Below are 19,347 nucleotides of genomic sequence, written 5' to 3' on the forward strand. Positions count from 1 at the left end.
ACGGCGAGCAGGTTTATTCCGCGTCAAAACGCAGATAGATCGTCGAAAGCGGCGGAAGCGTCAGGATGATCGACTGGTCGCGGCCATGGGCCGGATGCGCCTCGCTCCATGCCTCCACGTTGCCGAGGTTCGATCCGCCATAGACGCCGGCATCGGTGTTGAGGATTTCCCGCCAGCGGCCGGCTTTCGGCACACCGACCCGGTAACCTGGGCGAGGGACGGGCGTCAGGTTGCTGATCGCGAGAATCAGACCCTCGCCATCGGCGGATTTGCGCAGCATGCCGAACACGGAATTGGCGGCATCATCGCCAACCACCCATTCGAAGCCTTCGGGGTGCAGGTCGCCGTACTGGAGCGCGGGTTCCGCGGCATAAAGGCGGTTGAGGTCCGCGATCAGGCGTTGAAGCCCGGCGTGGTCGGGGCGGTCGAGCAGGTCCCAGTGCACGGAGCCATCATGGTTCCATTCCGTGAGCTGACCGATCTCGCCGCCCATGAACATCAGCTTTTTGCCGGGATGGGCCCACATGAAGCCGAAATAGGCACGCAGGTTTGCCATCTTCTGCCAGTGGTCGCCCGGCATCTTGCCGATCAGCGAGCCTTTGCCGTGCACCACCTCGTCGTGGCTGAGCGGCAGCATGAAGCGTTCGGAATAGGCATAGACCATGCCGAAGGTCATCATGCCGTGGTGGTATTGCCGGAACACCGGCTCCTTTTCCATGTAGTGGAGCGTGTCGTGCATCCAGCCCATGTTCCACTTGAAATCGAAACCGAGGCCGCCTTCCTCGACGGGCTTGGTGACACCCGGCCAGGCGGTGGATTCCTCCGCCACCGTGAACGCATGCGGGCAGCGCTGGTGGATGATGCTGTTCAGGTGCTTGAAGAACTCCACCGATTCGAGGTTTTCGCGCCCGCCATACTGGTTGGGAATCCACTCGTCGGCATTGCGGGAATAGTCGCGGTAGAGCATCGAGGCCACCGCATCAACGCGCAAGGCATCGATATGGAAATGCTCCAGCCATTCGAGCGCCGAGGCCAGCAGAAAGCCTTTCACCTCGTTGCGGCCAAGATTGTAGATCAGCGTATTCCAGTCCTTGTGGAAGCCCTCGCGCGGGTCCTCGTGCTCGTAGAGCGCCGTGCCATCGAAGCGGGCGAGACCCCAGACATCCGTCGGGAAGTGTGCCGGCACCCAGTCGAGGATGACGCCGATGCCCGCTGCATGGCAGCGGTCGATGAAATAGGCAAAATCCTCCGGCGTGCCGTAACGGCCGGTCGGCGCAAACAGGCCGAGCGGCTGGTAACCCCAGGAGCCACCGAAGGGGTGCTCCATGATCGGCAGCAGTTCGATGTGGGTAAAGCCAAGTGTCTGCGCATAGGGCACCAGGCGCTGGCTGAGCTCCACCCAGTCGAGCGAGCGGTTGTTCTCCTCGGCGATCCGAAGCCAGGAGCCGAGATGCACCTCGTAGACGGAGATCGCCGCTTCACCGGATCGCCGGTCAGCGCCGCTTCGCATCCATTCGTCATCCGTCCAACGAAACGGCTGGCTGGAGGCAACGATGGAGGCGGTGGCAGGTGCGGCCTCGCTGGCGCGCGCCACCGGATCGGCCTTCTGCGGCAGAACCGTGCCGTTGCGGTCGAGGATCTCGAACTTGTATCGGTCGCCGGGTCCGAGCCGCGGCACGAAAAGTTCCCAGACGCCGGAGGATTGGCGAAGCCGCATGGGGTGGCGCCGTCCGTCCCAGGCATCGAAATCGCCGACGACGGACACGCGTCGCGCATTCGGTGCCCAGACGGAAAACCGCACGCCCGAGACGCCGTCGATCTCCATGGCGCGCGCACCCAGGGTGCGGCCAAGATCATAATGGGTGCCCTGGCCGATCAGATGCAGGTCGAGGTCGCCGAGCAGCGGGCCGAAGGAATAGGGATCCTCCGTCTCCTGCACCGCCTCCGGCCACTGGATGCGCAGACGGTAGCGGCTGCCGCTTTCGACAGCGGCGGCAAACACGCCGCCCGGGTGGATGGCGTGCATCTTGGTATCCACCCGACCCGTGTCGCGGTTGACGATCTCTACCCCCTCGGCTCCGGGCAGGAAGGTGCGGATGATCGTTGCACCCTGCACCGGGTGCGGGCCGAGGATTGAGAACGGGTCGCCGTGGCGGCCTTCGACCAGCGCGTTCAACGCCTCGCGGTCGATGCCGGTGGTCAGTTCGGAGCGTTCGATGTTCATGCGGTCTTCTCCGTCAGCCGGTCCACGATGGCGGCAAAGCCGCCGAGAGGGATGGGTAGCCATTTCGGGCGGTTGCGGGCCTCGTAGCCGATCTCGTAGGCGGCCTTTTCGAGGAGGTAGAGGTCGAGCATGCGGCGGCGGCGGTCCGGATCGACGGCAAGCGTCTCCGATTGATCGACCGCAACGAGATAGCTCTCCAGGAAGGCCCGTTCCGCCTGTTCGGTAAAGCGGCGGATCAGGGTGGTGCGGTCCGGATTTTCCGTTTCCGTCACCGCTTCGTTTTCCAGATCCGCGGTTGCTGCCAGATAGCTCAGCGAGCGGAGGAGGCCGGCCACGTCGCGCAGAGGAATGGTCTTGGCGCGACGTTCCGACAGATCGCGGGCGGGCTCGCCCTCGAAGTCGATGATGAAGGCGTCCGCTTCCGCAACCAGGATCTGGCCAAGGTGGAAGTCGCCGTGATTGCGGATCATCATTGCGCCTTCTGCGGACGTTGCGAGTTCGGCGGCAAGGTCCAACAATTCTTCGCGACGGGCAATGAGCGGCTCGGCCAGTGCGGCCGTCTCCGGATCGAACTCTCCGTTGGCATCGGCCAGGATCGACAGGGCCTTCTCGATCTGGCCGACGGCGCTCAACCGCCATAGTTCGACATTCTCGGCCTTTGCCGGCAGCGGGCGGAAATCCTCGTCGTCGGTGTCCTCCGCCAGCGCCGCGTGCAGTTCGCCCAGCCGTGTACCGATCGTGCCGGCCATAGTGACGAGCGGACGCAGCATGTCGTCGACGGCCTCGTCCTCCGGCTGGGTCAGGCCGATATCGTCCAGTACCCGGCGCAGATTGGTGAGCATCCAGTTCCAGGCGTCGCCCTGGTTGCGGATGGCGCCCTGCACGAGGATGAGGGTGAAGCGCGAACCGTCGGGGGCAATGCGTGCCACCTCGCCCAAGAGCGGGGCGGTGTTCTTGTAACCCACCTTGGTCAGGTAACGGGTCATCTCCACTTCGGGATGCACGCCGGGGAAGATATGACGGATCAGCTTCACCATCGCCAGATCACCGATGATCAGCGAGCTGTTCGACTGTTCTGCGGATAGCCAGCGGACCTCCATGTCGTCGCTCAGCGTCATGCAGTCCAGGTGATCGGAGCCGAGGAATTCGAGGGTGCCGGCGCGGCCGGAAATGACGGAACGTTCGCAAAGCCCGCGGATGACGCCTCGTGCCAGCCCCTCGATGGCAAACCCGTCCGTCAGGAAGCCCACCCGGCGACCCTGACGGATGCGGGCAAGCGCCAGCTGCTGGGCAAGGGCTGAGGGCTGTTGTTCATCCCAGACATGCGTGAGGGGCAGGAGATAGGTCTCGGTATGCCCCTCCAGTTCCGCCTCGAGTTCGCCCAGCATGATGTTGTGGGTAAAGCCCATCGGCGTTGCCGCGACCAGTTTTGCGCTCTTCAGCCGCTCCCCCTTGGAGCCGAACCAGCGGCGTTTGCCGAGATAGGCGGGCAGAACCTCGCGCGACAGCGTGACGGAGAGCCGCGGTTCGTCCACCAGTTCCGTCAGGTCGCGCCGGAAGACGAGCGTGGTGAGGTCCGGCAACTGTTCCGGCGGCTCGGTGCGCCAGGCCGGGCCGTCGGCCTCTGCGACCAGCTGGAACCAATAGAAGGAGAAAGGCGGCAGCGTCAGCAGATAGGTCAGCTGGCCAATCGGCGGGAATGGCGACATGCCGGTCAGCTCGATCGGCACACGACCCTGGAATTCGGACAGATCCAGCTCGACCGCCTGCGGCAGGCGGGAGAGGTTCGCGACACACAAAATGGTGTCGCCCTCATATTCGCGCAGATAGGCAAGGATCTTGCGGTTGCCGGGGGTGAGGAAACGCAGCGACCCGCGACCGAAAGCCGGGTGACGCCCACGCAAGGCCAGCATGCGGCGGGTCCAGTTCAGCAGCGAATGCTGGTCGACGCTCTGCGCCTCGACATTCAGCGCCTCGTAGCCGTAGAGCGGGTCCATCACCGGCGGCAGCACGAGACGGGCAGGGTCGGCGCGCGAAAAGCCGCCATTGCGGTCCGGCGACCATTGCATCGGCGTGCGCACACCGTCGCGGTCGCCGAGATAGATGTTGTCGCCCATGCCGATCTCGTCGCCATAATAGAGGACGGGCGTGCCCGGCATCGAAAGCAGCAGGCCGTTCATCAGTTCGACGCGGCGGCGGTCACGCTCCATCAGTGGCGCGAGGCGCCGGCGGATGCCGAGGTTGATGCGGGCACGGCGGTCGGCGGCGTAGATGTTCCAGAGGTAGTCGCGCTCCTCGTCCGTCACCATTTCCAGCGTCAGTTCGTCGTGGTTGCGCAGAAAAATCGCCCACTGGCAGTTGTCCGGAATTTCCGGCGTCTGGCGCATGATGTCGGTGATCGGAAAGCGGTCTTCCTTGGCGATCGCCATGTACATGCGCGGCATCAGCGGGAAGTGGAAGGCCATGTTGCATTCGTCGCCGTCGCCGAAATATTCGGATGTGTCCTCCGGCCACTGGTTGGCTTCGGCCAGAAGCACCTTGCCCGGGTGGGTCGCATCCAGCGCGGCGCGGATCTTCTTCAGGATGTCGTGCGTCTCGGGCAGGTTCTCGTTGATGGTCCCCTCGCGCTCGACCAGATAGGGGATCGCATCAAGGCGGAAGCCGTCGATGCCGGTCTCTAGCCAGAAGCGCATGACGTTCAGGAGTTCGTCCAGCACCTGCGGATTATCGAAGTTCAGGTCCGGCTGGTGCGAATAGAAGCGGTGCCAGTAATAGGCGCCGGCGACGGGATCCCAGGTCCAGTTCGATTTCTCCGTATCGAGGAAGATGATGCGCGTTTCGGGGAATTTCTGGTCCGTATCCGACCAGACGTAAAAATCCCGCTCCGGCGAGCCGGCCGGCGCATTGCGGGCCCGCTGGAACCAGGGGTGCTGGTCGGAGGTGTGGTTGATGACGAGTTCGATGATCACCCGGATGCCGCGGGCATGGGCGGCGTCCACGAAGGCGCGAAACTCGTCCATCGTGCCGTAGTCCGGGCTGACATTGCCGTAATCGGCAATGTCGTAGCCATCGTCCCGGCGCGGCGAAGGGAAAAACGGCAGCAGCCAGATCGCGGTGGCACCCAGCGAGGCGATGTGATCGATCTTTTCCGTCAGACCGGCAAAGTCGCCAATCCCGTCGCCATTGCTGTCATAGAAGGATTTGACATGCAGCTGATAGATGATCGAATCCTTGTACCAGAGCAGGTTCTGGTCGGTCTGTTGCGTCTGCGCGCTCTGCATCATGTCCATGGTCATCTCCTCCCGTTACCGTACGCGCCAGATGGAAAAGGGCAGGTGCGGCTGAAGCCTCAGCCTCTGCCACTTGCCCGTCGCCACGAAAGTCTGGCCCGTGACGAGGTCTTCCAGGTTAAGCGCGCCATGGTCCGGGAGGTTCCATGACCAGAGCGGTATCTCGACATCGGCCTCCTGCACATGGTGCGGATCGAGGCTGACACCGACGAGCAGGACGTTCTCCCGCCCGGGGCTCGCCTTCTCGTAGAACATGATGTTGTCGTTCCAGGCGATCAGCTGCTTCAGGCCGAGATGCGAATGCAATGCCGGGTTTTCGCGGCGGATGCGGTTCAGCATCGCGATCTCGCCCTTGATGTGGCCGGGGCGGTCATAATCCCAGGCGCGGATCTCGTACTTCTCCGAATCCGCATATTCCTTGCGCTTGGCGTCCGGCCGTCCTTCGCAGAGTTCAAAGCCGTTATAGACGCCCCAGAGGCCGGAGAGGGTGGCGGCGAGTGCTGCCCGGATCAGATAGGCGGAACGCGGGGCGTTCTGCAGGAAATCCGGGTTGATATCGTGCGTGTTGACGAAGAAGTGTGGGCGGAAGAACTCCTTCGGTGCTTCCGTGGTGATCTCGCGCATATAGGTTTCCAGCTCCCACTTCGTGTTGCGCCAGGTGAAGTAGGTGTAGGACTGCGAGAAGCCGACCTTGGCGAGACGGTACATCACCTTCGGCCGCGTAAAGGCTTCCGAGAGGAAGACGACCTCGGGATGGCGGTTGCGGATGTCGGCGATCAGCCATTCCCAGAAGGGCAGGGGTTTTGTGTGCGGATTGTCGACGCGGAAGAGCTTTACTCCGTTATCGACCCACTTCTGCACCACGTCGCGCAGTTCCACCCAGAGCGACGGCACCGCATCCTTGGCGTAGAAATCGACGTTGACGATGTCCTCGTATTTCTTCGGCGGGTTTTCGGCGTAGCGCACCGTGCCATCCGGCCGCCAGTCGAACCAGCCGGGATGATCCTTCAGCCAGGGATGGTCAGGCGAGGCCTGGATGGCGAGATCGAGGGCAATCTCCAGCCCATGCTCTTCGGCTGCTGCGACCAGCCGGCGAAAGTCCTCGAAGGTCCCGAGTTCCGGGTGGATCGCGTCATGGCCGCCATCCTCCGAGCCGATGCCATAGGGGCTGCCCGGATCATTGGGACCCGCGGTCAGCGAATTGTTGCGGCCCTTGCGGTTCGTTTTGCCGATCGGATGGATCGGCGGGAAATAGAGGACGTCGAAGCCCATCTCGCGAATGGCGGGGAGCCGTTGGATCACGTCGTCGAAGGTGCCGTGGCGGTTCGGATCACCGCTCTGCGAGCGGGGGAAGATCTGGTACCAGCTGGCAAAACCCGCCTCCCGCCGCTCGGCATCGAGCGGGATTGCTTGCGAGCGGACGCGGTGTGGGCGTCGGTCGGCCTTTGCCATCAGAGCAAAGGTCTCCGGCGCCAGAAGCATGACAACGCGCTCGCTCTCTGCTGCCTGGTCAAGTTGCGTCAGAAGATCCTGCAGCGCCTCAGCCGTGTAGCCTGACGCGGAGTCAAGGCTTGCGCGGATGAGGTTTACGCCTTCCTGCAATTCGAGCTTAAGGTCGAGCCGCGCCTCGTGCTTCTTCGACAATTCGTAGCGGAAGATCTGGAAGGGATTGCGCCAGGTTTCGACGGCAAACTCGTAGCGCCCCATGCGGCGCGGGGTGAACTCCCCCCGCCAGCGGTCGTTCTCGATCAAGCGCATCGGCACTTCGGTCCAGTCCGCCTCGTCAGCGGCCCGGAAGACCAGGGCGGCGGAGATCGGATCGTGGCCGTCACCGAACACATCGGCTTCGACGGTTACCGTCTCGCCGACGATCCGCTTGACCGGAAAGCGCCCGTCATCGACCGCGGGCGTAATCGCCTCAATGGCAAGCCGGGGGGAGGCAGCCGCCTCCATCACGTCCTCTGCCGGAACCGCGTCGCGGATGGCGGGCGAAGCCGTGCCTTCCAGCAGGCGCAGTTCTCCCGGTTGCAGGCGCAGGGCTGCGGGAATGGTGTCGGACTGCGGCTGGTCTGCTGGCTTCAGCGGCAGAAAGGCGGAAGCTGCCTCGCGCAACGCATTGAGCGGCGCCGGCGCGCTGCGACGCAGGTCGCGGTTGACGACGACAAGGCGCACGCTGCGGGCCCTGCGTCGATCCTCGCTATCGGCCTGCATGAGCGCGAGGGCCGGGCTCTGGGTGCTGGCAATCAGCTGCAGCGGCTTTTGGGAAAACGCGTCAGCGGTGCCTTGCAGCCGCCCATTGGTGGCGCGGATTTCGGCCGACAGGTCAAAGGTCTGGCGTTCGGCAAGGCCGCGCAATCCTTCGCCATCTCCGAAGGTCGGATCCAATGGTGCGGTCGCACCATATTCGAAGCCGATCGGGATCATCAGGCCCTGGCCGAGCGTCGCGGAGAGATGCAATGCCTGACGGGCGCGGCGCATGCGGATCTCGGTGCTGTCCATGCCGTGCGCCAGGCGCCGCGCAAACGGCGCCTCGGGAAAGGTGATCTGAAAGGCGAAACGGCGCTGGATCTCGTATTCCTCCATAAACCAGCGGCTTTCCAGATCCCACCAGGCGAGCGAGGAAAAGCAGCCATGGAAGCCAAGATCGGGCAGGCGACGGCGGAGGTCGAAACTCGTGCCCGGGGTCCAGGCGAGGAAAACGCACGTCGGATTTCGGTCGGTCGCGATCTTGATCAGCTGACGCCAGGTCTCTTCCGGCACCCGATCAAGCCCGAGGCAGCGGAAACCGGCCACTCCGGCCTCGACCATCCGCTCCAGCCGCGGACCCCAGGCTGCCAGCATCCGGTCGGCGGTACCGGCATCTTCGGCCATGACCTGTCGGCTGGATCGGTCGTTGGGGGAGAGACGAGGATCGGCCAGCACGGAAGACGGCGCATCCTCATCGACGGCCTCCCGGTCGAGGACGAGATCGACCATCAGCCGCAGACCGTGCGCCTTTGCCATCTCGCAGAGCCTGCGGAGCCCCGCGTCCACATCTTCGCCCAGGCCATAGGCCGGGTCGAGCCGGTCGGCGTCGCGGGCCACAAACACGCTGCCCCCTGTTGGTCGGGCGACAAGCGGCGCGGTCAAAACCGTATCGAAGCCGAGATCGCTTGCGTGCCGGAACATGCCTTCCCAGGCCGTACCGTCGCCCAGCATCAGCGGGTGGACGTAATAGAGCCTCGGCGCAGGAGACGGGGTCGTGATCCGGGACGGCAGCGGTTCGGCGACATTCATGGGGGATCTTCCTCCTTGACGGGTGTGCCTTGGCCTAACGCCAAGGGGAGGGGCAGGTTCCCGCAGAAGGCCCTGGCGATCGGGGGCGGCCGTCGAAACCTGGCTCAAAGAGGACGATCGACAGCGCCCGTCGGACGCCGCTGCGACGCGGCGGACGGCGGCCTGCGACCTCGTTCAGATGTCGGCGGGCTTCAGTGCAGCTGTGCCTCGTCCACGGCATCCTTGAAGCTGGTGCGGGCATCGTCCGCCGGCTGGCGGCCGTCGAGGGCTGCAAGGCAGGTGCGGTGAGCCTGGGCAAAACTCATCGTCTTGCGCGCCGGCCATTCCCGGTCCATGAAACGGATCGCCTCCAGCGGATTGCGGATCGCACGTCCGCCCGCGCGGACCGGCTTTTGCCATTGTGCCTCGTGCATGTCTTCCTCCCGATCGTGTGCCTGATGATGCAGGCAACTGCCGGGCGACGATAAAGTTCCAGAGCAGGCGCTTGGAGGCGATCTCGGAAAGGCGCGTCTTAGACGTTTACGACCTTGCCGGCATCCGTATCGTCATTGGTCCCATCGTCGCTCTGCACGCGGTTGCGGCCTGAACCCTTGGCACGGTAAAGGGCCGCGTCGGCGGCATTGAACAGCATGTGGGCGGTATCGGGCGTGATCTCGTCCGTGCCGGTGGTCGCCGTACCGATGCTGATGGTGGCGTATCCCCACGGAAGGTTGCGCTCGTGCGGATACCGCAGCGAAGCGATGGTGCGACGGATCTTTTCGGCGGTTGCCCGCGCGGCATCGGCATCGGCCCGTTCGAGGAGGACGGCGAATTCTTCTCCCCCGTAGCGGGCGACGAAATCATCGCGGCGCACGGCGGAACGCGTGGCCGTCGCGACGGCTTTCAGGCAATCGTCCCCGCTCGCATGGCCGTAGGTGTCGTTATAGAGCTTGAAGCGATCCACGTCGATGATGAGGAGCGAGAGAGGTGTGGCGTTGTCGCGCGCCGCCTGCAGGCGCGTCGTCAATGCCGTGTCAAAGGCGCGGCGGTTGGCAAGGCCGGTCAGCGTGTCGGTATTGGCAAGCGCGTCCAGTTCGTCGTGGCGCAACTTGCGCCGCGTCACGTCTCTTGTGATCGCGACGAAGCCGCGCAGTATTCCATGCGCCTCGAGCCGGGTCAGCGTCGTCTCCAGCCAGGCCTCGCTGCCATCCGGTCGAAGGTAGCGGGAGACGACCCGGTTGATCTCGGAGCCGTCACGCTTGAAGTCGACGAATTTTTCGGTGGTCGTAAGGCGGTCCTCGCGCGCGAGGTGATCGAAGACGCGTGTGCCAACCAGATCGACCGGGCGACAGCCCAACACATCGACGGCGGCGGCCGAGACATATTCGCGGACACCGTCAACGCTGAGGCGTTCGATGAGATCGCCGGAGGCATCGGCGAGCAGTTGCAGTTCCTGTTCACGTTGGCGCAACGTCGTCATGCTCGCATGATGGAGTTTTGCCTGCCGGTACCAGCGCAGGCTGGGCGCTACGGCTGCCACCATCAGGGCGATGCCGATGAACCAGCGGTCGCGGCTGTCATACGCCCATTCTTGTGCGATACTGTCCTGCAAAATGCCGAGCGTGATCGAGACCGGTGGGTGGCTCGACGCGAAACTTGCCGTGCGGCGCGATCTGTCATCGAGCGACCAGGCTCGGGTCGTCACAGGGGTGGAAAGCTGGTCCTGCAGATCTGCCTGGACAGGTGGCAAGCTGACCTTTTCCCCGATCCGGTTCGCAAACTCGCTTGTCGCCGCCAGAAGCGTCCCGTCTGTGTGCACCACAACGGCGCTCGCACTGCCGAAGGCGCTCATGTAACGTTCCAACAGCGTATTGAACCGGTCGATCGCGAGATGTGCGACGACCACACCGGCAAACGCTCCGGACGGATCGTTGAGCCGCTTGGTGATGGTGACGATATGTTCGCCGCTCAGGCGACTGACGATCGGCGATCCCAGCAGAGGTTCATCGGATGCAGTGGTCGCGTGATACTGGAAGTAGGCGCGATCGGCAAATGTCCGGTGCATGTCGGCATTGGTGACCGTCGTCGCAATCAGATGTCCATCCTTGCCAATCACGTGGATGTTGCGCAGGTCGGGCGCGTGCTTCGACAATTCCGCGATGATGTGATCGAGCCGCGTGCCCACCTGATCCACACCGCCATAGGCCTTGATTTCACCCGTCAGCCCGAGAAGAACGATATCGGCCATCTCGATGCTATCCACGACATCGTTGCCGATCGAAAGGGCCGCGTGGCGCAGGCCGTTGTCGAGACCCTGCAGATGCGCCGATTTGTTGCTGCTTTCTGCCCACAGCGCAAGCGCCGCCACGGCCAGAATGCCCGCCAGCATGACGAGCAGGGTCGTGAAGGGATTTTTCGGCTCGTTCATTCCTCGGTGGTTCCAGCCTGGCGTGAGGATCGCGAGCGTATCGTGATTGCGTTAGCAACTGCTGAATTTGGGCCTGTTGTTGCCCGGCCAGGCGCCGGGCTGCAATATCACGATAAACGGGCCGTTAAAAACAACTCCGAAAACCCTTTGGCAACCTCCTCGTCCGATGATGCGCTGCATCAGGATGGGACGGTCATGGCACAGGCAACGGCAAGCAAGGGACGGCGCCCGCGGCGCAAGGCAGGACGCAGTCGACAGGCGAGCGGGAAAGGTCGCACCTGGCCCTGGCTATTGGCACTGGTCGCAACGGCGGGCGCAATCGCGGCTTTCGAGCACAAGCAGGAGGTCATGCGCTGGCTTCCAACGGGGGTGCTGCCCTTATCGAAAAGTCAGGCGACAGCGGACAATAGCGCGGCGTCAGCCCGGTCGGACAGTGCCCATACGCTGCCGGTTCATCCGGTCCAGCCTGTGGCGCGTCCAGCGGCCGTTCCGGCAAAACCGGAGCCGGGCGAGATGACCGGCAAGGGCTTTACCGGCACGTTTTATTTCTGCGGCACCTCCGGTCTCGATAACTGCGTCCAGAGCGGAGATCTGTTCTGGTTCCGCAAGCAGGCCATCAACCTTGCCGACGTCGTGGCGCCGGAAACTGAAAAGGCCCGGTGCCAGGCGGAACGCGACAAGGGCTTTGCCGCCAAGGTCAGGCTGCGCGATCTCCTGAATGCCGGCGCCTTCGAGCTCGTCGATTGGCCCAACAGCGACGAAGATCCGCGCGGGCGCAAGCTGCGTGTAGTGATGCGCAACGGCCAGTCGATCGGTGCGCAGTTGATCCGCGAAGGCCTCGTTCACGGCGTGTCGGACATGGGCAAGGGATGGTGCTGAGCAGGGGTGCCGGGTGTCTCGCGCGGGGAATCAACTCGAAGTCTCTGAACCTTGTTTAGAATTTGGGAACCACTTCAGGCGATTGTTGCGAGGAGTTCAGTGATTCGAAGATGTGTGTATCAGGAGAGAGTATGACGCTTGCACATTTCCCAGCCGACAGACGGACGGCAGATATTCGGCGGTGTGCGCAGGCGCTCCTTTCCCTTCACGGAGAAGAGGCAAACCTCTTCTGGCGCCAGGAAATGGCCGGTTTTGCCCGCACGCTGAGCGCCCAGGGCGCTGAGCCTGCCGAAATCTCCCACCAGGCGGCACTGTTCATGAATGCCGTGCAGATGGAACTGCAGCAGCTGTTTGCGGAAGACGATCCGGAAGCGCTGGACGCCTGGGCCTGACAGGCTCAACCACACGCATTTTGCACCACGCGAGCCGTCGCCGAAAGCGACGGCTTTTTCATGCCGTGAAGGCTGATTCGGTCAGGCGGCGAAATCGGGCGGACGGAGGGGGATCTGCTCGGGAAAGAAGGCGGCAACCGCTATCGAAGTTCTGGTAGCCTGAGTATATCTCAGGCTTATCAGCGCCTTGCGATTGTTCTTTTGAGTCACCGGTTAAGTGGTGGGTGATGTAGGGCTCGAACCTACGACCCGCTGATTAAGAGTCAGCTGCTCTACCAACTGAGCTAATCACCCGTCCGTTTGGCTTCCGTTTGTCTCGGCGCCGCCGGTGTGATGGGGCGTATAAAGGGGAAGTTTCGGCTTGTCTAGCGTCCGGACAAAAAAACTTTCGACTGTTTTCGCCGCTCTGCATTGCCGCGCTGCGGAAACCCCTGGAATTAAGGCTTTTGCGGTGCAAAACGGCCTGACAAAAAAATGCGAGACCGGTCGCACCTTTACAGTCTGACCGGCGGCAGCCATCTAGTGACAGCTATTTTTGTCGGGAGGATGAAGGCCGTGAGCATCGAAAGCGATATCGTGCGGATTGGCGAACAGGAAAAGGCCCTCCGCTTCGAGCGGTTTGATCTGGGGGCAGCCTGGTCGGTGGGGCAGCATATCCACGGCGTCGCTGCCGCCGCCGGGCATATCTTGTCGATCGATGTGCAGATCAACGGAATGCAGGCGTTCTTTGCCGCCATGCCTGGCGCGCGGCCTGATTTCGAGCACTGGATTCGCCGCAAGCGGAACATCGCCTTGCGGTTTTTGCGTTCCAGCTACGGTGTCGGCTTGGAGCTTGCCCAGCAGAAGACGACGCTTGAGGAGAAATGGGGGCTGCCCACTGCCGATTACGCCTCGCATGGCGGCAGCGTTCCAATCCTGGTCGAAGGCGTCGGCTGTATCGGTGCGGTCACCGTGTCCGGCCTTCCGCAGAGGGACGACCATAATCTCGTCATCGAGTCACTGGCGGTGCACCGCGGACTCGATCCGCAGAGGCTGAGGCACCCTTAAATCATCCTGCGGCATCGGTTACATGCAAAAAGGGCCGCCGATGGGCAGCCCTTTCCGGTCATTTGTCTGGCGATCCTTTACCGCCTGATCATGCGGGCGACGGCGATGAGGATACAGGCCCCGATAAAGCCGGCAATCAGATAGCCAATCCAGCCGCCAAGCACGATGCCGAAGATACCGAGGATGGCGTTGGCGATGATGGCGCCGACGATGCCGAGGATGACATTCATCAGAATGCCCATGTTGCTTTTCATGAACTGCTCAGCGAGCCAGCCGGCAATACCGCCGATGATGATTGCTGCAATCCAGCCGATACCTGCACTTTCCATAACCTTACTCCCTCTGTTCCAATGTCGGCCAGTCAACGGGTAAAGGGCGGCATTGTTCCCATCGTTGAACCACCGTCATAGTTCTGCCCGGAGTTTTGCGTTGATGAGCCGCCCGGCTGACCGAGGGTTGTCCGGCTTTTCTTTCTCACCGCTTGTCGGTATCTGGTGATGTTCCTCTCGAAGGTCTCTCGTTGTGCGGATCCTATCGTTGCGCTCCTTTCCTGCCGCTGTTGCCGGCCTGCTTCTGCTCTTCATTTCGTCCGTTGCCGTGCCGGGGGTCGGGGCGAGCCTCATCCCATCCGCCAAAGCGCAAACGACACCGGTCGCGCAGCCTGCCAATCCGGAATCTCTCACTGCCCGTGCGAGGGTGCTGGCGGCGGAGGCGCGCAAGAAGCTTGACCTCCTGACGGCGCGGGCCGGGGCGAATAATGTCGAGGATATCCAGCTTGCGGAGGTGAAGGCGGAAGCCGACGATCTGGTCGCCCAGATTTCCAGCTTTCTGAGCGAGACCAAGCAGCGACAGGATCAGATTCAGGCGCGCCTGAAGGAACTCGGCGAGCCGCCAAAGGACGGCCAGCCGGCAGAAGCCGCCGTGGTGACGGAGGAACGAAACCGCCTGACCGCCGAGCGGACGGAAATCACCGCGATCAGCAGCGAGATGGGGCAATTGGCAAGCACTGCCCGTGGCCTGTCCGACAAGATCACCGAGCAGCGCCGCCGACTGTTCTCCGCCACCATCCTGAAACACACCGACCTCTCGCCTGCCGTCTTTTCCGATGCCGCGTCGGCCTTCCTCTCGGAAATCAAAGCTTTCGGCGATACGATGGCGAGCTGGCTGAGCTTTGCCTGGAAGTTCAAGAAGCTGTCTTTGCTCGGCGCGGTCATCCTGTCGATGGGGGCGGCCCTGCTGTTTCTCGCCGGCGGTTACCGCCTGTTCGGCAAGATGGTGACGCGTGACCTCGCGATGGAAAATCCGCCCTACATCACGCGGCTCTCCTTTGCCTTCTGGTCCCTCATCATCCAGACGATGTCGCTGTCGGCCTTCCTGCTTTCCACGTTTTTCTTCCTTGCTAGCTTCAACGTGCTGAGACCGGATATCGCGCCGATCGTCGCCTCCTTCCTCGGCACGATCTGGGTGGTCTTCTTCGTGGCGAGGCTCGCGGGGCTGATCTTTTCGCCGGCCCATCCGCACTGGCGCCTGATCCGGCTGTCGAACCGCGGCGCGCGCCGCCTCTACCGGCTGACGATGCTGATGGCGGTCATCAACAGTCTGGACTACTGGCTGTCGGAAATCAGCGAGGCACTGAATTCACCGGTCGCGCTGACCATCACCAGAAGCGTCGTCGCCACGGTGTTGATCGGGGTGATCCTCATCCTGATGTCGTTCATGAAGCCGGTTCTTGCCGAGGATAAGGACCCGCATGCGCAAGGCAGGCCCTGGCCCAGGGGTTTTCCGTTGTTGCTGCGGCTGGCCGGTGGCGTGCTGATCCTGGCCGTTCTGTCGGGTTATGTGGGGCTTGCTCGTTTCGTCGCCATGCAGATCGTGCTGACAGGCGCCATCGTCGTTACGATGTATATCGGCGTTCTCTCCGGCCGGGCCGTCGGCAAGCAGGGGGCGTTCACCAAGACCGCCGTCGGGCGCTATCTCGCCGGGCGCTACAGGCTCAGCGAGATCGCTCTCGACCAGATCGGCCTTGGGGCCGGCCTCGGCATCTACGCCGTGGCGCTTCTCTTCGGACTTCCACTGATCCTGCTGACCTGGGGCTTCCAGATCCAGGACATCCAGGCCGGGGCTGTCCGGCTGTTCACGCAGATCTCGATCGGCAGCATTTCCATCTCCCTGATCGGCATTCTCGTGGGCATCCTGCTGTTCGTGGCCGGTTACTTCGTCACCCGTTTCGTCCAGAGCTGGATCGATCGAAACGTCATGGCCCGCGGTCATGTCGATACGGGCGTGCGCAACTCCGTCAAGACCGGGATCGGTTACATCGGGGTGGCGGTCGCCGTGATCATCGGCGTATCGGCCGCCGGCATCGACCTGTCCAGCCTGGCGCTCGTGGCAAGCGCGCTCTCGGTCGGCATCGGTTTCGGCCTGCAGAACATCGTCTCGAACTTTGTGTCCGGTCTCATCCTGCTCGTCGAGCGCCCCTTCAAGGTGGGCGACCATGTCGTGACGGGCACGACGGAAGGCATCGTCAAGCGCATCTCGGTGCGCGCGACCGAGATCGAGACGTTCCGCAAGCAGACGATCATCGTGCCGAATTCCGACCTCATCAATGCCTCGGTCGGCAACTGGACGCACAAGAACCGCATGCAGCGGTCGGAAATTCCGGTTGGCGTGAGCTATGGCTCGGATGCGCGAAAGGTCATGGCGATCCTGCTCGATATCGCCATGACGACACCGAATGTGCTGCACAATCCCGAACCGCATGTGGATTTCATTGGCTTCGGCGGCTCGTCGCTCGATTTCGAACTGCGGTTCCACCTGGCCGATATCAGCGAGGGGATTGCGACACGTGCGGCCGTCCGCGTCGAGATCCTGCGCCGCTTTGAGGAAGAGGGCATCGAAATTCCCTATCCGCATCAGGACGTCAATATCACCGGAACCGTGTTTACCGTGCCGGCAAGGGAAAAGGCGCGTGCACCCGTGGAGAACGCCACAAACACCGCCGAGGGAGAGATGAACGCCTGACGTTCGAGGCTGGGTGATGTGCTGCCAAAGTCCGGCGCAAAATCGGCTCCGTCGCGGCAAAGCTTCGCCCATGTCGTAAACAGGCGTTTGGACACTCGACGGGAATTGCATAGTCCGCTCGAATAGAATGTCACCGCCCCGGCACAGGTCTTGGCAGGCGGGTCGTACCAGAGGGGTCGAGAGCGATGAAGACACAGGCGCGGGCAGTGGTGATCGGAGGCGGCGTCGTCGGCGTATCGACGCTCTATCACCTGGCGAAAAAGGGCTGGAGCGATGTCGTCCTGATCGAACGCAAGGAGCTGACCTCCGGTTCGACCTGGCATGCGGCGGGCCTGCTGCCACTGTTCAACCTCTCTTATTCCGTCGGTCAGCTGCACAAGTATTCGGTCCGCTTCTACGAGGAACTGCAGCAAGAGACCGGCATGAATGTCGGTTTCTCGAAAGTCTCCAACATCCGTCTCGCCCGCACCAAGGACCGCTGGGACGAGTACATGTATTATGCGGGTATTGCCGAGACGATCGGCGTCAAGGTCAACATCCTGACGCCGGATGAGGTGAAGGAGATCTGGCCGCTCTGTGAGACGGATGGCCTGCTCGGCGCGATCCAGCATCCGGACGATGGCTACATCCAGCCCGCCGATTTGACCCAGGCGCTCGCCAAGGGTGCGCGCGACCGCGGCGCCACGATCTACCGCAACACCACCGTGACCGGCATCGAGCAACGCGCCGATGGCCAGTGGAAGGTGACGACCGACAAGGGCGAGATCATCGCCGAGCACATCATTTCCTGCACCGGTTCCTTTGCCCGCAAGACCGGCGAGATGGTCGGCATCAATATCCCGGTCATCCCGGTCGAGCACCAGTACATCGTCACCGAGCCGCATCCGGCGATCCAGGAGCGTCGAAAACAGGGCCTGCCGGAAATGGGCGTGCTGCGGGAATCGGATTCGGCCTGGTACATGCGCGAGGAGGCCGGCGGCCTGATCCTTGGCCCTTACGAAGTCGGTGCACCGGTCTGTTATGTCGATGGCCCGTCCGACGAGAGCGAATACGAACTCTTTCAGGAAGAACTCGACCGCCTGATGCCGCATATCGAAACGGCGATCGCCCGCGTGCCGGCCTTCGGAGAAGTCGGCATCAAGAAGGTCTATAACGGCGCGATCGCCTATACGCCGGATGGCAATCCGATCGTCGGTCCGGCGCCGGGGCTTAAAAATTTCTGGCTGAACGAAGGCCATTCCTTCGGCATCACCGCCGCGGGCGGTGCCGGCTGGCAGCTTGCCGAATGGATCGTCGATGGCGAGCCGACCGTCGATCTGATGGGCGTTGATCCGCGGCGCTTCGGCCCCTATGCGACGGAAGGCTACCTCATCGCCAAGAATGAGGAGGCCTATGCCAACGTCTTCACCATGCATTATCCGGATGAGGAGCGGGCCGCGGCGCGTCCGCTGAAGACGACGCCGGTGTATGACCGTCTGAAAAAGCTCGGCGGCGTCTTCGGTTCGGTCTACGGCTGGGAGCGCGCCAACTGGTATGCGCCGGCAGGCTACGAACTGCCGGAGAGCGAAAAGGGCGTCGGCGCCGACGTCATCACCAACCACAATTATGCACCGCCGCTCGAAGACGGGCGCTATGTCGAAAAGTGGTCGTTCCGCCGCTCGAATTACTGGGAGCATGTCGGCAACGAGGTGAAGAACGTCACGGAGAATGTCGGCGTGCTCGACATGTCGCCGTTCGCCAAGATGGAAGTCTCTGGTCCCGGTGCGCGCGAGTGGCTGGAATCGATCTTTGCCAATGCCATCCCGAAGAAGCGCGGCCGCATCGCGCTTGCCCACATCCTGACACCGGCCGGCGGCGTGCGGGCGGAATTCACGATCTACGAATGGGCGCCCGGTCGCTTCTACATGGTCTCGGCCGGTGGTCTCGAGGCACATGACCACGACCTTCTCTGGCGTCTCGCGCCGAAGGACGGCTCCGTCGTGCTGCAGCCGATCACCCAGAAGTATGGCGTGCTGGTTCTGGCCGGGCCGAAGTCCCGCGCGGTGCTGAAGAAGCTCACGCGCACCAGCCTGGAGAACAAGGATTTCCCCTGGCTGACGGGCAAGCAGATCTCGGTCGGCGTCGCCTCCGCCCATGCGCTGCGCGTCAACTTCGTCGGCGAACTGGGCTGGGAATTGCATCACCCGATCGAAATGCAGGCCTATATCTTCGACCAGCTGATGGAGGCCGGCACCGAGTTCGGGATCAAGCCGTTCGGCATCCGGGCCATGGTCTCTATGGCGGTCGAGAAATCCTACCGCAACATGGGCCGCGAATTGTCGATCGAATACAATGCCTACGAGTCCGGTCTCGACCGCTTCGTCAAACCGGAGAAGCCGTTCATTGGCCGTGATGGTCTCGTCGCCTACAAGAACAACGGCCTCAAATGGATCTTCTCAACGCTTGAGGTCAAGGGCACGACAGAGGTCGATGCACGCGGCTCCGAAGCGATCTATGATGCCGGCGGTGCACTGGTCGGCCGGGTCACGAGCGGCGGCTACGGCTGGCGTGTGGGCAAGTCGCTGGCGCTTGCCATGCTGAAGCCTGAGCATGCGGCGATCAGCACAGCGCTGAAGGTGAAGATCCTCGGCACGCTCTATGAGGCGGAAGTCGTCGGTGAGAGCCCGTTCGATCCGGACAATGCGGTGCTCAGAGCCTAAGCAATACTTTATTGACCACGCGATGAAAGCGGTCCGTTTCGGGCCGCTTTTTTCTTGCCAATCCCGATTTCGAACAATTGCGCTTAATGTTTCAGCAAGTCGTGATGTCTAG

Annotated in this window: 11 protein-coding genes and 1 tRNA gene; 5 read left to right on the top strand and 7 right to left on the bottom strand. The window is 62.7% G+C overall.

What is annotated here, in order from left to right:
- Nucleotides 1–13 precede the first annotated feature (13 nt).
- The 5 genes from glgB to G6N78_RS12645 form a co-directional block, all read right to left on the bottom strand.
- A complete protein-coding gene (glgB, locus tag G6N78_RS12625; protein WP_165218878.1) occupies nt 14–2,224 on the bottom strand; it encodes a 1,4-alpha-glucan branching protein GlgB in 2,211 nt (736 codons plus the stop codon).
- Complete coding sequence (gene treS, locus G6N78_RS12630; RefSeq protein ID WP_165221721.1) at nt 2,221–5,505, bottom strand: maltose alpha-D-glucosyltransferase; 3,285 nt, start codon at nt 5,503–5,505, stop codon at nt 2,221–2,223. The genes glgB and treS overlap by 4 nt, the downstream gene beginning before the upstream one ends.
- Before the next feature lie 24 nt (nt 5,506–5,529).
- Nucleotides 5,530–8,790: an alpha-1,4-glucan--maltose-1-phosphate maltosyltransferase gene (locus tag G6N78_RS12635; protein ID WP_165218880.1), complete on the bottom strand. Its 3,261-nt coding sequence runs from the start codon at nt 8,788–8,790 to the stop codon at nt 5,530–5,532.
- A 191-nt stretch (nt 8,791–8,981) separates the two neighbouring features.
- Nucleotides 8,982–9,203 (bottom strand): DUF982 domain-containing protein, encoded by a 222-nt coding sequence (locus G6N78_RS12640; RefSeq protein WP_165218882.1) that lies wholly within the window; start codon nt 9,201–9,203, stop codon nt 8,982–8,984.
- 98 nt (nt 9,204–9,301) lie between these two features.
- Entirely contained in the window at nt 9,302–11,197 is a 1,896-nt protein-coding gene (locus G6N78_RS12645) for a sensor domain-containing diguanylate cyclase (protein WP_165218888.1), read from the bottom strand.
- A gap of 195 nt (nt 11,198–11,392) precedes the next feature.
- On the opposite strand from G6N78_RS12645, the gene G6N78_RS12650 reads away from it, so the two are divergent.
- Both G6N78_RS12650 and G6N78_RS12655 read left to right on the top strand, forming a co-directional pair.
- Nucleotides 11,393–12,076, top strand: coding sequence for a thermonuclease family protein (locus G6N78_RS12650; RefSeq protein ID WP_165218889.1), 684 nt, complete (start codon nt 11,393–11,395; stop codon nt 12,074–12,076).
- A gap of 131 nt (nt 12,077–12,207) precedes the next feature.
- The gene (locus tag G6N78_RS12655; protein WP_165218890.1) at nt 12,208–12,468 is read left to right on the top strand and encodes a DUF6074 family protein; all 261 of its coding nucleotides are present in this window, start codon (nt 12,208–12,210) and stop codon (nt 12,466–12,468) included.
- Nucleotides 12,469–12,686: 218 nt separating this feature from the next.
- Here G6N78_RS12655 and G6N78_RS12660 read toward each other — a convergent pair.
- A tRNA-Lys gene (locus G6N78_RS12660) sits at nt 12,687–12,762 on the bottom strand.
- Between the two features lie 261 nt (nt 12,763–13,023).
- On the opposite strand from G6N78_RS12660, the gene G6N78_RS12665 reads away from it, so the two are divergent.
- Complete coding sequence (locus G6N78_RS12665; protein ID WP_165218892.1) at nt 13,024–13,515, top strand: heme-degrading domain-containing protein; 492 nt, start codon at nt 13,024–13,026, stop codon at nt 13,513–13,515.
- 77 nt (nt 13,516–13,592) lie between these two features.
- On the opposite strand, the gene G6N78_RS12670 is transcribed toward G6N78_RS12665, so the two are convergent.
- Nucleotides 13,593–13,844 carry a GlsB/YeaQ/YmgE family stress response membrane protein gene (locus G6N78_RS12670; RefSeq protein ID WP_165218894.1) on the bottom strand — a complete coding sequence of 84 codons (252 nt, stop codon included), beginning with the start codon at nt 13,842–13,844 and terminating at the stop codon, nt 13,593–13,595.
- Between the two features lie 208 nt (nt 13,845–14,052).
- On the opposite strand from G6N78_RS12670, the gene G6N78_RS12675 reads away from it, so the two are divergent.
- Entirely contained in the window at nt 14,053–16,536 is a 2,484-nt protein-coding gene (locus tag G6N78_RS12675) for a mechanosensitive ion channel family protein (RefSeq protein WP_234905791.1), read from the top strand.
- Nucleotides 16,537–16,721: 185 nt separating this feature from the next.
- Nucleotides 16,722–19,235, top strand: a complete 2,514-nt coding sequence (locus G6N78_RS12680; protein ID WP_165218898.1) for a GcvT family protein — start codon at nt 16,722–16,724, stop codon at nt 19,233–19,235.
- The last annotated feature ends 112 nt before the right edge of the window (nt 19,236–19,347 follow it).

The organism is Allorhizobium pseudoryzae (assembly GCF_011046245.1).
Lineage (GTDB): Bacteria > Pseudomonadota > Alphaproteobacteria > Rhizobiales > Rhizobiaceae > Neorhizobium > Neorhizobium pseudoryzae.